13 protein-coding genes are annotated in these 12,528 nt (G+C 63.0%); 8 read left to right on the top strand and 5 right to left on the bottom strand.

Features of this window, described 5'->3' with window-relative positions:
* Positions 1 to 319 precede the first annotated feature (319 nt).
* The 4 genes from SM753_RS15160 to SM753_RS15175 all read right to left on the bottom strand — a co-directional run bounded on the left by SM753_RS15160 (position 320) and on the right by SM753_RS15175 (position 2,951).
* On the bottom strand, positions 320 to 604 hold the full coding sequence (locus tag SM753_RS15160) for a hypothetical protein (RefSeq protein WP_323192246.1): 285 nt from the start codon (positions 602 to 604) through the stop codon (positions 320 to 322).
* A gap of 97 nt (positions 605 to 701) precedes the next feature.
* Entirely contained in the window at positions 702 to 854 is a 153-nt protein-coding gene (locus tag SM753_RS15165; protein WP_323192247.1) for a hypothetical protein, read from the bottom strand.
* 165 nt (positions 855 to 1,019) lie between these two features.
* On the bottom strand, positions 1,020 to 2,315 hold the full coding sequence (locus SM753_RS15170) for an O-acetylhomoserine aminocarboxypropyltransferase/cysteine synthase family protein (RefSeq protein ID WP_135535928.1): 1,296 nt from the start codon (positions 2,313 to 2,315) through the stop codon (positions 1,020 to 1,022).
* Between the two features lie 195 nt (positions 2,316 to 2,510).
* Positions 2,511 to 2,951, bottom strand: coding sequence for a TRAM domain-containing protein (locus SM753_RS15175; RefSeq protein ID WP_323192248.1), 441 nt, complete (start codon positions 2,949 to 2,951; stop codon positions 2,511 to 2,513).
* 915 nt (positions 2,952 to 3,866) lie between these two features.
* Between SM753_RS15175 and SM753_RS15180 the strand changes: the two genes are divergently transcribed.
* Positions 3,867 to 4,631: an IclR family transcriptional regulator gene (locus tag SM753_RS15180; protein WP_135535926.1), complete on the top strand. Its 765-nt coding sequence runs from the start codon at positions 3,867 to 3,869 to the stop codon at positions 4,629 to 4,631.
* Between the two features lie 107 nt (positions 4,632 to 4,738).
* Here SM753_RS15180 and SM753_RS15185 read toward each other — a convergent pair whose 3' ends face one another.
* Positions 4,739 to 5,602: a fumarylacetoacetate hydrolase family protein gene (locus SM753_RS15185; protein WP_323192249.1), complete on the bottom strand. Its 864-nt coding sequence runs from the start codon at positions 5,600 to 5,602 to the stop codon at positions 4,739 to 4,741.
* 97 nt (positions 5,603 to 5,699) lie between these two features.
* On the opposite strand from SM753_RS15185, the gene SM753_RS15190 reads away from it, so the two are divergent.
* The 7 genes from SM753_RS15190 to SM753_RS15220 all read left to right on the top strand — a co-directional run bounded on the left by SM753_RS15190 (position 5,700) and on the right by SM753_RS15220 (position 12,502).
* Positions 5,700 to 7,139, top strand: a complete 1,440-nt coding sequence (locus SM753_RS15190) for an aldehyde dehydrogenase family protein (protein WP_323192250.1) — start codon at positions 5,700 to 5,702, stop codon at positions 7,137 to 7,139.
* Positions 7,140 to 7,247: 108 nt separating this feature from the next.
* Positions 7,248 to 7,469, top strand: a complete 222-nt coding sequence (locus SM753_RS15195) for a hypothetical protein (protein WP_323192251.1) — start codon at positions 7,248 to 7,250, stop codon at positions 7,467 to 7,469.
* A 70-nt stretch (positions 7,470 to 7,539) separates the two neighbouring features.
* Positions 7,540 to 8,622, top strand: coding sequence for a D-xylose 1-dehydrogenase Gfo6 (gene gfo6, locus SM753_RS15200; protein WP_138798809.1), 1,083 nt, complete (start codon positions 7,540 to 7,542; stop codon positions 8,620 to 8,622).
* A 98-nt stretch (positions 8,623 to 8,720) separates the two neighbouring features.
* A complete protein-coding gene (locus SM753_RS15205) occupies positions 8,721 to 9,587 on the top strand; it encodes an MBL fold metallo-hydrolase (RefSeq protein ID WP_323192252.1) in 867 nt (288 codons plus the stop codon).
* Between the two features lie 67 nt (positions 9,588 to 9,654).
* Complete coding sequence (locus SM753_RS15210; RefSeq protein WP_135535918.1) at positions 9,655 to 10,830, top strand: mandelate racemase family protein; 1,176 nt, start codon at positions 9,655 to 9,657, stop codon at positions 10,828 to 10,830.
* 86 nt (positions 10,831 to 10,916) lie between these two features.
* On the top strand, positions 10,917 to 11,585 hold the full coding sequence (locus tag SM753_RS15215; RefSeq protein ID WP_138798810.1) for a phosphoribosylanthranilate isomerase: 669 nt from the start codon (positions 10,917 to 10,919) through the stop codon (positions 11,583 to 11,585).
* Positions 11,582 to 12,502: a carbohydrate kinase family protein gene (locus SM753_RS15220; protein ID WP_323192253.1), complete on the top strand. Its 921-nt coding sequence runs from the start codon at positions 11,582 to 11,584 to the stop codon at positions 12,500 to 12,502. Before SM753_RS15215 ends, SM753_RS15220 begins: the two co-directional genes overlap by 4 nt.
* Positions 12,503 to 12,528: the final 26 nt, after the last annotated feature.

Consider the following 12,528-nt stretch of genomic DNA (forward strand, 5'->3'; position numbering starts at 1 on the left):
CTACGAAAGCATCAACGCGAAGCTTCTCCGAGAGAGATCCAGGAGAAACACGATGTCGAAGACGCAGTGTTTTTCGTCGCTCACGCCTAGAATCTACGGGTTGCACTTCACCGATCTGGCTTCCGATTTCAGACGGTTCGGCAGAGAAACCAGAATGCTGGCTAACGTATTTTCAAAGAGACAAAACGATGAATCTCCTCGTTCAGCGATAGCTTCAATCACGTAAGCCAGTGACTGTCAAAACGTCGTTGCACGCCTTCGCCGTTTGGTGGAACTTGCTAAACAGGATGGGACTGCTCGTGCGACCCGCCGCAGGTGGTCAGATAACGTCGTCGGGGTCGTGGATGTCGGCCATCCGTTGAGCTTCGACGGCGTACTGTTCCTGCAGGTCCGGGTCGTTGACCGAGCCGAGATTGTCGAGGTCGGCGTCGACGGCGGCGGTCGTTTCGCGCACGTCGCCGAAACTGGTGAGCGCTCGTTCCTTGCGGAAGTACCGCTCACCGTCGGTGGTTGCGTAGGTGAGGATGATCATGTTCTGTTCGTCGTCGGAGTACGTTCGTTCGACCAACCACACCTGAACGCTGTCGTCGGACTCGTCGCGCATACCTTCGCGTTCACGAGCGACCCGGAAATGCGTAGTGATAGGGACTCCGTCGCAGTGTCAGGACGACAGTGGGCTGGAACCGGCACCCCAGCCGTACTCAGGGCCGCCCGCCGGTGACTGTCTGGTCACGAAAGGCCGTGTGCCGATCCGTCCACTCTACGACGGACGTGGGGTTCAGCGTCGGGCGCGACCCGTTGATGACCACTGCCTCGTCCGTATCGCGGTCCACGTTCCCGTGTTGGCTCCTCATCCTGAGTATTGACCAACAGTGAGTTGCACCTGGCCCGGGTTCCACGAGGACTTCATGGGTTTCGCAAGTACTCCACCAAGTTATGTATCAAACTTCCACTTTATGGGTTCGCGGACACGGCTTGAGTTAGAACAGCAAAGAATCGGGCAGGAATCGAACTTTCCTTCAGGTCGCTGCGTCGATAGCCGCTTCCAGATCGGCGATGATACGGCCGGGGTCCTCGATTCCGACGGAGAGGCGAACGAGGTCGTCAGTCACGCCGGAGGCATCCTTTTCAGCGTCGCTGAGTTGCTGGTGGGTCGTACTGGCCGGATGGATGATCAGCGTCTTTGCGTCACCGACGTTCGCGAGCATACTCGCGAGCTCCGTCGATTCGACGGTTTTCCGGGCGGCGTCGTACCCACCGGCCAGTCCGAACGTTATCATCCCGCCGTAGCCGCCGTCGAGGTACTCGCTGGCGTTCTCGTGGGTCGCGTGGGATTCGAGGCCAGGGTAGTTCACCCACGACACGTCCTCGTGGGCCTCGAGGAACTCGGCGACCGCCATCGCGTTTTCGGAGTGGCGCTCCATCCGAAGCGGGAGCGTTTCAAGTCCCTGAAGGGTCTGCCACGCGTCGAAGGGGGCCTGCTGGTTACCGAGGTCGCGCAGTCCGCGGGCGATGGCGGCGTAGGTAAACGCCGCTTCACCGAACGTCTCCGAGAAGTTGACGCCGTGGTACGCCGGGTTGTCTTGAGCGATTTCGGAGTACTTCTCGGCGTGTTCGTCCCACGGGAAGGACCCGCCGTCGACGACTACCCCGCCGATGGTCGTCCCGGAGCCGTGGAGCCATTTCGTCGTCGAGTTCCACACGAGGTCGGCCCCGTGTTCGAGCGGACGGCAGAGATAGGGCGTCGCGAACGTGTTGTCGACGAGCAGGGGAACACCGTTGTCGTGGGCGATATCGGCGATCCGCTGGATGTCCGGCGTGTCGAGCGCCGGGTTCCCGATGGTTTCGACGTGGACGTACGCAGTGTCCTCGTCGATAGCCTCCTCGTACTCGTCGTAGCTTAGCGTGTCGACGAACCGGGTGGAAATCCCGCGCCGTTCGACGGAGTGCGTGAAGTAGGTGTAGGTCCCACCGTACAGCGAGGATGAGGTGACGATATTGTCCCCGGCCTCCGCGAGCAGGAAGGTTGTGAGGTCGAGTGACGCCATCCCCGAGGCGGTGACGGCTGCCCCGACACCTCCTTCGAGTGCGGCAAGTCGCTCCTGCAGCGTTTCGAGAGTCGGGTTCATCAGCCGCGAGTAGATGTATCCCGGTTCTTCGAGTGCGAACTGGGCCGCCGCGTCGTCGGCGTCGTCGAACACGTACGACGTGGTTTGATAGAGCGGCGGAGCCCGTGCCCCGGTGGCCGGGTCCGGCTCCTGGCCGGCGTGTAACGAGTCGGTCGCGAACGAACGGTTGTCGGGATCGTCGCTCATAGACAGACGAACTGGCCCCTGCGTTATTATGGTGGGTGTGACAGACCAATCTTGCCGATTCCGATGACGGAGGAGTTGAGTCCCCCGAACCATTGATGAGGCGACGTGCTTCGAGTGCTTTTTCTAAGATCTCTGAGAATACGGCTTTGAAACAGCGGTTTTCGATGCCTTCCGCCCGGGAGCGTTCGTGGCGCGTTATTCGTAGTAGTCCTTTCGCTCGGAAACCCGTCCGAAGGCGACGTTCGGCGTCACGTCCGTGATCTCCGCGACGACGCGTTCTCCGACCTCTGTATCGGGGACGATGACAACGTAGCCCCGTTTCACGCGAGCGATCCCGTCTCCCTGTTCACCGATATCTTCGATGGTAACTGTGCGTTGGTCGCCTTCCTCGACAGGGAGGTCTGGATCGGTTCGCCTCTCTTTGGGTTCACTCTCCCGAAGAGATCGCCCGCTACTCGTCTCCTTTTCGGACTCTCCGTCTGCCGAGTCACTTGGCAACAGTGCTACACGGTATACCTCTCCGTCTTTTGCAGCACCGACTGTGATCTCTTGTCGCGGTATCTCGATCACCGCAGAGCCCTGTCGGTTGTCGACCCGCGCGCTGAATAGGCAGAGGAGGTCGTCTGAGTCTTCCATCGGTCTCTTCATGGGGCAACCGAGAATATCGTAATGAGTCTACCGGTACTCGGCAATATCCAGTGTTCACTCGTACCTGCGTGATGACATCGTTCCGCTTGTTCTACCTCCGGTTGGACAGTGTCATCAGAGATCTGTGCAGTATAATTAACAAAATAGTTACACCTGTGGCGAAGTTCCCACGGCGATGTACGAAGAGATCGCTGTAGAGAGTGCAGGTTCACTACGAAGTAATATTGCACAACCTATGGAATATTCGCGGGGAAACGCTAGTCCGTTGCAGGGGGTGTCTTCGGTCACAATGGGATTGCTCCGATGGTTCTGGGACCGACCCGACTCACGGCGAAACAGAATGGACGACGATCCTGGGTCATCGTTCGTATGCATGATTAATAGGGTATATTGACCGAAAACATGTGAAGTGGTGAAATCTCACTCTGACCGAAGATTTTCCGAAAACCCATTTTATCCGCGAAGCAGGTCGCTACCTCTCCCCTGATATGGTGGTGAATACTCGACAGGATGGTTGTTATAATATTGTCTATATTGCGAATTACAAAGGCGGCTGACGACCGGAAGAACGCCTCAATAATCGCCTATTAGACGTGGTATACAGAAGATCGGATCGTCGTAGATTATTATTGTAATTCTTACATAGGTGTGAGGGGCGGGAAGATTTTACACTGATATGACTGTAATAGGTATCGCCGCAGTCTGTTCACCACCGACGAACGCCGGTCGGTTTACTACCGATTGCAGCGGTCGGCGACGACTATGGATCGACTATCGTTGTCCCGTAATCCGCCGGCAACCGAAAAAACTGGCACCGAGTCGTGCAATGTCGACCTTAGCCGATCAGAACGTTCGCCACAGGTGAACGGATAGATACTTATGGAAAACAACATTGTACTATGTATGGGAAAGCAAGCGTCCAACCCGGTCCGGTCCGTCGAGACGGCGTTCGAGGTTCTGGAGACGCTCCGTCGCCTCGACGGGGCGGGCGTCACCGCCGTCGCGAACGAACTCGACCTGCCGAAAAGCAGCGTTTACAACCACCTCGAAACGCTCGAACAGGAGGAGTACGTCGTCAAACAGGGTTCCGAGTACTACGTCGGTCTGCGCTTTCTCGATCTCGGCCGGTACGCCCGTCAACGCGACGACCTCTACGAGACTGCGCGTCCCGAACTGGAGTCTCTCGCCGACGAAACCGGCGAACTCGTCAACCTCCTCGTCGAGGAACACGGACAGGGCGTCTACCTCTGTCGGGTCCGCGGCGACAAGGCAGTCAACGTCGCGGCGAGTACGGGGAACCGCGTCTATCTGCACAGCACCGCGCTCGGAAAGGCAGTCCTCGCACACAGCTCGGAGTCGCGGGTCGACGAGGTTCTGAACAGGCACGGAATGCCGACCGAGACTGAACGGACGACGACCGATCCGGCCGAACTAAAGGATCAACTCGACGAAATTCGTGAGCGAGGCGTCGCGTTCGACCGGGAGGAGCGGATCGCCGGTCTCTGCTGTGTCGCGGTGCCCATTCTGGGTGACGACGGGCGACCGATCGCCGCGATCAGCGTCTCCGGTCCCAAGAGCCGGATGAAAGGCGAACGTCTGGAATCGAAACTCCCTGAACTGTTAGAGAGCGCGGCGAACGTCGTCAAACTGAACCTCACCTACTCGTAATTTCCCGATTCGTGTAACGGCGTTCGGCTACGCGAAACCGCGTTCACTATGGACGAACGGACGTTCTCAGACTTGTCGTGCGGAGTTATTGCCGGCAAAACGGCGTTTCAGACTTCGATAACGGGATTGAACAGATCCCCGACGCCCTCGATAGTGATTGTGACCTCGTCGTCAGGCATGAGAGTGAACCCCTCTTCCGGGACGAGCGACGTCCCGGTAAGCAGGACGCCGGTCTCTGGAACCGCGTTGTGTGCGCGCCAGTAGTCGACGAGTTCCTCGCAGGTCCGGGCCATCTTCCCGGTCGAGGTCTCGTCGTCGTACAGCGTCTCGCCATCGCGGACGATGGACATTGAGATGGTCAGGTCGTGCGGGTCGCCGATCGCTTCGGAGGAGGCGATGCAGGGTCCGAGGGCACAACAGCGGTCGTACACCTTGGCTTGCGGGAGATGAAGCGGGTTTTCACCCTCGATCTCGCGACTGCTCACGTCGTTGCCGACCGTGTAGCCGACGACCTCCCCGTCGTAGAGGACGATCCCGAGTTCCGGTTCGGGGACGTTCCACGAGGAGTCACCGCGGACGCCGATCGCCTCGCCGGGGCCGACAGTCCGACTCGGTGTCGCCTTGAAGAATATCTCGGGGCGTTCGGCCTCGTAGGCGTCGAGATACATCTCCGGCATGCCGCTCTCGGTCTCGCGGGCCTCCTCGCTGATCTCGTAGGTGACGCCTGCGGCCCACACCTCGTCGGGAACCAGCGGAAGCGCTGTCTCGTCCGGGTGAACGTCGACGACGGGAGCGTCGGAGGTGAGGTCGGACGCGAGCGCGTCGACGCCTGTGCCGGCGACGTTCGCGGCCGCCGCGAGGTCGGTGAACCCATCGAGACGGGGTTTGACCGCCGTGAGGTCATACGTGGCGTCACCGTCGGCGGCGAGCAGACTGATGTCGTTACCGCTGGCAAGACGATAGTATCGCATGGCTGGACTGAGTGCCTCGTTTGTGATAAATCTCCCGTCGCCGTCAGGACGGATACGAGGGTAAAGCGTTATGGGCGAACGGACACAAACGCTGAGTATGGCGACAGAGTACTCGAACTACGTCGACGGCGAGTGGACGGCCTCGAACAGCGGCGAAACATTCGAAACGCGGGACCCAGCAAATCCCGACGAGACCGTCGCAACTTATCCGCAGTCGGACGCGGAGGACGCCGCGGCGGCCGTTGAGGCGGCCGTCACTGCCAGCGACGAGTGGGGGGCGACCCCCGGCCCCGAACGCGGCCGGATCCTCTCGCGAACCGGCGCGTTGCTCGCCGAGCGGAAGGAGGAACTGACAGAACTCCTCGTACGCGAGGAGGGTAAGACCCGCAGCGAAGCCGGCGGCGAGGTTCAGCGCGCCATCGACATCTTCGACTACTACGGCGCGAAGGCGAGCGACCTCGGTGGCACGGTCAAGGGGTCCAGTTCCAGAAACACGAACCTCTACACGAAAAACGAGCCGGTGGGCGTCGCCGGCCTGATCACGCCGTGGAACTACCCCATTGCCATCCCCGCCTGGAAGATCGCGCCCGCGCTGGCGGCCGGCAACGCCGCAGTCATCAAGCCCGCGTCGCTCGCGCCAGGTGTCGTCCACGAGATGGCCAAAGCGCTTGACGAAGCTGGACTCCCGGACGGCGCTCTCAACGTCGTTACCGGCCCCGGCAGTGAAGTCGGTGGTACTATCGCCAGCCATCCCGACGTGGACGCCATCTCCTTCACCGGCAGCACGCAAGTCGGGAACGGCGTCTACGACACTGCGACGGACGACGGCAAGCGCGTCCAGCTAGAGATGGGCGGCAAGAATCCGACGGTCGTCTCCGACTCCGCTGACGTCGAGGAAGCCGCCGATATCGTGGCGGCGGGAGCGTTCGGCGTGACCGGTCAGGCCTGTACCGCCTGCTCCCGGGCCATCGTCTACGAGGAGGTGTACGACGAGTTCGTCGACGCGGTCGTCGACCGCGCGGCGGCGATCGAACCGGGACACGGCCTCGACGACCCGGACATGGGTCCTCACGTGAGTGAGTCCGAACTGGAGAGCACGGCCGAATACGTCGAGGTGGGCCAGGACGAGGGTGCCACTCTGGAGACTGGTGGCAACGCGATAGAGGGCGACGGGTACTTCGTCGAACCGGCCGTCTTCTCCGACGTCGAACCGGACTTCCGGATCGCCCAGGAGGAGATCTTCGGTCCGGTGCTTTCGGTCATTCCCGTGAGCGGCTACGAGGAGGCGCTCGACGTGGCCAACGGCGTCGACTTCGGCCTCTCGGCCAGCATCGTCACTGACGACCACACCGAGGCAAACCGCTTCGTCGAGGAGGCCGAATCGGGCGTCGTGAAGGTCAACGAGAAGACGACCGGACTGGAACTGCACGTCCCGTTCGGCGGGATGAAAGCGTCTTCCAGCGAAACCTACCGCGAGCAGGGCGACGCAGGTCTGGATTTCTACACCATCAGCAAGACGGTGTACGACAACTACTGAGCGCGTCGGTCCGCCGGAGTTTTTCGAACGGAACGTACGCGACCGAGAGAACGCGACCCGCGGTCAGAAGTAGTCGTCGAGGTCGTCGCCGTCGAGGGCACAGACCGGGTGCTGGAACTCATCGAGCGGATGCGCGACCGGGGAATCTCCGTGTTGTTCATCTCGCACAACCTGGAGTACCTCCAGCGTGTCGCTGACCGGATCAAGGTGCTCCATCAGGGCCACGACGCCGGCGTGTTGGACGCCGAGTCAGTTACTCGCGACGAGGTCGTCTCGCGGATGGTAAGCGGCCGGTCGGGCGTGGAAGAGAGCGAACAGCAGACGGCCTGACCCGAACCCTTCGGTCGTCGTCGCCCCTGCCAACGCAACGCATATTACGTCCGGGTGAGAGGATCACTGCATGGAGATAGAAGCGCTTGCCGACGACTTCGAGCGGCGGGACTGGCAGGAGATCACCGAGACGGACGACCCTATCCGCTTTGCCATGATCGGGGTCGGCTGGTGGACACGGGAGCAGGCGATGCCCGCCGTTGCGAACGCGGACCTCTGTGAAACGACCGTGCTGGTCAGCGGCGACCGCGAGAAGGTCTCGGAGGCCGCCGAGGAGTCTCCGACTGTCGAACGTTCGATCACCTACGACGAGTTCCACGAGGGCGCGGCGAGCGACGCTTACGACGCCATCTACGTCGTTACGCCGAACGCGCTCCACCTCCCCTTCGTCGAGACGGCCGCGGAACTCGACAAAGCGATCCTTTGTGAGAAGCCGATGGAGGCGACGATAGAGCGTGCCGAGCGGATGGTCGAGGTCTGCGACGAGCACGACGCGACGCTGATGATCGCCTACCGGATGCACACCGAACCCGCGGTCCGGCGCGCGAAAGAATTCATCGACGAGGGGCTGATCGGCGACCCCGTCTTCGTCAACGGTAACATGACCGAGCCGATACTCGATCTGGTGCCCGACCCCGACCAGTGGCGACTCGACGGCGAGCTATCGGGCGGGTGTGCGGTCATGGACATCGGCCTGTACCCGTTGAACACCAGCCGGTTCCTGCTTGATGAGGACCCCGTGAGAGTACGCGGCACGGTCGCGTCGGTGCAGGAGGAGTTCGATGACGTACCGGACGAGCACGGCGCGTTCCAGCTCGATTTCCCGAACCACGTGTACGCGGTCTGTACGGCCAGCCAGAACGCCTACATGGCGAGTCACATCTCGGTTATCGGGACGGAGGGACGAGTCCGCGTCGAACCCGCCTTCTACCCGTGGGACGACCGGGCGCTCACCGTCTCGCGCAGCGGGACGACGTTCGACGTGGATTTCGAGGGGATAGACCAGATGGAAGAGGAGTTCGAGTACTTCTCACACTGCCTGCTGGCCGGCGAGGAGCCGTATCCGGACGGCGACCACGGACTGGTCGACATCGAGGCGATCAAGGCGGTGTACGAGGCGTCGGAGACTGGAACCACGGTCGAACTGGACTGAGTATTCCGGGGTACGTCCGGTAATTGGCCACGACGACGGCCGGTTCGGTCCGCCCCTTGTACCAACGTTTTTGGTCCGTGCCGACGAACGTCCGAGATATGATACGTTCGACCTGGGGCGACTGGTTCGTCCGGGAAGAGATCGAGGGGGCCGACCCCGGCGACGGAGTGATTGTCTGGTATCTCGGCTGCAACGGGTTCGTCCTCCGGTCGCAGTCGACGACGCTTTACATCGACCCGTACTTCGGGGCGGGCGACCCGCCGAACATCATCCGGATGATCCCGGTGCCGCTCTCCCCGGCGGACGCGACGGACTGCGAGGCCGTCCTCGTCACGCACGAACACATCGACCACATGCATCCGCCGTCGTACAGCCCGCTGGTGAACGACCTCAGCGCGGATCTCCACGCGCCGGCCGCGTCCTACGAGTCGCCGGATTACGACGGCGACCTGGAAGTGCCCGACGAGCGGCGCAACGAGATAGCGGCGGGCGACGACTTCGAGGTCGGCGACTTCACCGTCCACGTTCGGGGCGCGAACGACCCCGACGCGATAGAACCGGTGAGCTACGTCGTCGAACACGACGCCGGCACGTTCTTCCACGGCGGCGACAGCCGGCCCGCCGAGGCGTTCGAGGCGGTCGGAGCGGAGTTCGACCTCGACGTCGGCGCGCTCGCGTTCGGCTCCGTCGGGGAGATATACAAACCCGAACTCGGCCGCGGCGAGCGGACCCGCTGGTACATGGACGAGAACCAGGTGATCGAGGCCGCCAACCAGCTCGGGCTCGATAGGCTCGTCCCATCCCATCACGACATGTGGCAGGGCGTCGGCGCGGACCCGAAGGTACTGCACGAACACGCGGCGTCTCACGAGTATCCACGAGTCATCGAACCCCCCCACGTCGGCTGTTCGTTCCGGCTTGCGACGCCCGGTATCCGACGGATCGGCGCGCTTGGCGGGGAGTAAACCCCGACGAGGACGGGTTCCGTCCGGGGTGGACAGTTTTATTAGCCGGACCTCGGAAAGCTACAGCATGGCACCGACGATTACGAAGATAGTGAGCCGCGAGTTCGAATATCCGCTGGAGGACGTCGGCACCGACGAACACGGGTTCAATCTCGTGTACGAGCCGGGTGAGACGACCTATCGGAAACTGTTCGGCGTGAAGATCCACACCGATGAGGGGATCACTGGCGAGTACGTCGGCGGGAACTCGCCGGCCGCGGCCCAGTACAACATCATCGCGAAGTACCTGATCGGGAAAGACCCCCTCAAGCGCGAGAAACACTGGTCCGAGATCAAGCGCGCACTCCGCAAGTACGACCGGATGGGGATCGGTCCCATCGACATCGCGCTCTGGGACTTCGCCGGGAAGTACTACGACGCGCCGATCCACGAACTGCTGGGCACGTACCGCGAGCGTATCCCCGCCTATGCCTCGACGTATCACGGCGACGACGCCGGCGGACTGGACTCCCCCGAGGCGTTCGCCGACTTCGCCGAGGAGTGTCGCGACGAGGGGTTCAGCGGGTTCAAGATCCACGGCTGGGGCGGCGGTGACGAGTCCCGGGACCTCTCCCGGGAAGTCGAGGCCGTCCGTGCCGTCGGCGAGCGAGTCGGCGACGAGATGGACCTGATGCACGACCCGGCCTGCGAACTGGAGACGTTCGCCGACGCGCTCGAACTCGGCCGCGCGGTAGACGAGCAGGACTTCTTCTGGTACGAGGACCCGTTCCGCGACGGCGGTATCTCTCAGCACGCCCACCGGAAACTCGCCCGGAAACTCGACACGCCGATCCTCCAGACCGAGCACATCCGGGGCCTCGAGATCAAATCCGACTTCGCGGCCAACGACGCCACGGACTTCCTGCGAGCGGATCCAGAGTACGACGCGGGTATCACCGGGGCGATGAAGGTCGCCCACATGGCCGAGGCGTACGGCCTGGACGTGGAGTTCCACGCGCCCGGCCCCGCTCAGCGCCACTGCATCGCGGCGTGTCGCAACTCCAACTACTACGAGATGGCGCTGGTCCACCCGCACTGCCAGAACACCCAACCGCCCGTCTACGAGGGGGGCTACTCCGATATGATGGGCGCCGTCGCCGACGACGGCACTGTCGCCGTGCCGGACGGACCGGGCCTCGGCGTGGAGTACGACTGGGAGTACATCGAGGAGAACACGACCGGCGACGTTCACACGTACGAGTGAGCGGACGGCGGGTTCGCCCGCAGTCCCGTGAGTGCCGGTACCGGACCCCGTGAAGCTTATTGTAGTGGCCTTCGAATCCTGTTTTCGTGATAGTTCAGATCTATTCGCTGACGTCCGTCGACGACGTGCGAGCCTGTGCCGACGCCGGCGTCGACCACATCGGTGTCGCCGCTGGCGACCAGGACCTCCCTGCGTCCATCTCAAACGACCACGCACGGACGCTCTTCGAGGAGGCCCCCGACGAAATGTCCACGGTCGCGCTTACCGTCGAGACGGACATCGACGAGATACGCTCCTACGCCGAGGACGTCCGACCGGACATACTGCATCTCTGTCCGGACGTCGACGCCCTGACGGTCGACGAGGTACGCGAGGTTCGGGAGGCGATCCCGGCGTCGATGGACGTGATGCGCGCGCTCGACGTCGTCGACGACGAGTCGGTCGACGTGGCGACGCGTCTCGACCCCGTCTGCGACTGGTTCCTCCTCGACACGGCCACGGACGCCGTCGAGGGGATCGGTGCGTCCGGCGAGACCCACGACTGGTCGATAAGCCGAGAGATAGTCGAGGAGACCGAGACCCCGACGATCCTCGCCGGGGGGCTCTCGCCGGAGAACGTCGCCGACGCGGTCCGGGCGGTCGACCCGGCGGGCGTCGACTCGTACACTCACACCTCGCGGAGCGAACGACAGAAGGATCCGGAGAAGGTTCGCGAGTTCGCGCAGGCCGCCCGAACGGCCGGCGAGTCGCCGTGACCGACTCCAGCGTCGTCGCGGTGGGGAACACGCTCATCGACCACACTTACCACCTGACGAACCTCCCGGGTCCGGACGAGGGGGCGTTCGTCCGGAACTACGAGCGGCGACTCGGCGGCGTGGCGACGAACGTCGCGACGATCCTCGCCCGGTTCGGGCACGAGACCGGGGTCGTCTCCTGCGTCGCAGACGACGAGGACGGGGACGACGTCCTCGACCGCCTCGACTCGTCGCCGATCGACCACGTGACGGTTCACCGCCTCTCGGGCGGTCGGACGTCGTACTGTCTCGTCCTCACGGACCCGGACGGCCAGCGGGCGATCATCGGCGGCGGGGAGTCCGCCCTCGAACTCTCGCTCACCGAGGCCGACGTGGAGACCGTCGCTGACGCGAACGCCACGTTCACGTCTGCCTACGCACCGCTCGACGTGGTCGAGACGCTCGCTGCCGTCGACACTCCGCTCGTCTACGACCTCGCTGGCGAGTTCACCGACCTGACCGACCGCGGTCTCACCCGGGGGGCGCTCGACGGCCTCGCGCCCGATATCGACCGGTTCGTCGCCAACCTCACCTCGGTGCGGTCGTATCTCCGAACGGACGCCGGGCCGCGTGACTGCTGTGCTCGACTCCGCGCGCGGGGCTTCGATGCGGGGGCGGTCACGTGCGGGTCCGACGGCGTCTACCTGTTCGAAGGGGACGCAGTCCGGGAGATACCGGCGTTCGAGGTCTCCGTGACGGACACGACCGGTGCCGGCGACGCGTTCACGGCGGGGCTTATCCACGCCTGGGTGCTCGACGGCGTCGGGATCGAGGACGCCGGCCGGTTCGCCAGCGCCGTTGCGGCGCTCAACTGTACCGAGACCGGTGCCCACTCCGGTTCACCTACGCTGGCCGATGTCGAGTCGTTTCTGGACTGACCGGTGGCGCGGCCGCCGCCATACGG

This window comes from Halostella sp. PRR32, assembly GCF_034808085.1.
Lineage (GTDB): Archaea > Halobacteriota > Halobacteria > Halobacteriales > Natronoarchaeaceae > Halostella > Halostella pelagica.

Coding starts and splice junctions, on each gene's coding strand:
- SM753_RS15190 (WP_323192250.1), top strand. CDS start 5,700: ATGGCGACAGAGTACTCGAACTACGTCGACGGCGAGTGGACGGCCTCG.
- SM753_RS15185 (WP_323192249.1), bottom strand. CDS start 5,602: ATGCGATACTATCGTCTTGCCAGCGGTAACGACATCAGTCTGCTCGCC.
- SM753_RS15205 (WP_323192252.1), top strand. CDS start 8,721: ATGATACGTTCGACCTGGGGCGACTGGTTCGTCCGGGAAGAGATCGAG.
- SM753_RS15210 (WP_135535918.1), top strand. CDS start 9,655: ATGGCACCGACGATTACGAAGATAGTGAGCCGCGAGTTCGAATATCCG.
- gfo6 (WP_138798809.1), top strand. CDS start 7,540: ATGGAGATAGAAGCGCTTGCCGACGACTTCGAGCGGCGGGACTGGCAG.
- SM753_RS15170 (WP_135535928.1), bottom strand. CDS start 2,315: ATGAGCGACGATCCCGACAACCGTTCGTTCGCGACCGACTCGTTACAC.
- SM753_RS15180 (WP_135535926.1), top strand. CDS start 3,867: ATGGGAAAGCAAGCGTCCAACCCGGTCCGGTCCGTCGAGACGGCGTTC.
- SM753_RS15160 (WP_323192246.1), bottom strand. CDS start 604: ATGCGCGACGAGTCCGACGACAGCGTTCAGGTGTGGTTGGTCGAACGA.
- SM753_RS15175 (WP_323192248.1), bottom strand. CDS start 2,951: ATGGAAGACTCAGACGACCTCCTCTGCCTATTCAGCGCGCGGGTCGAC.
- SM753_RS15165 (WP_323192247.1), bottom strand. CDS start 854: ATGAGGAGCCAACACGGGAACGTGGACCGCGATACGGACGAGGCAGTG.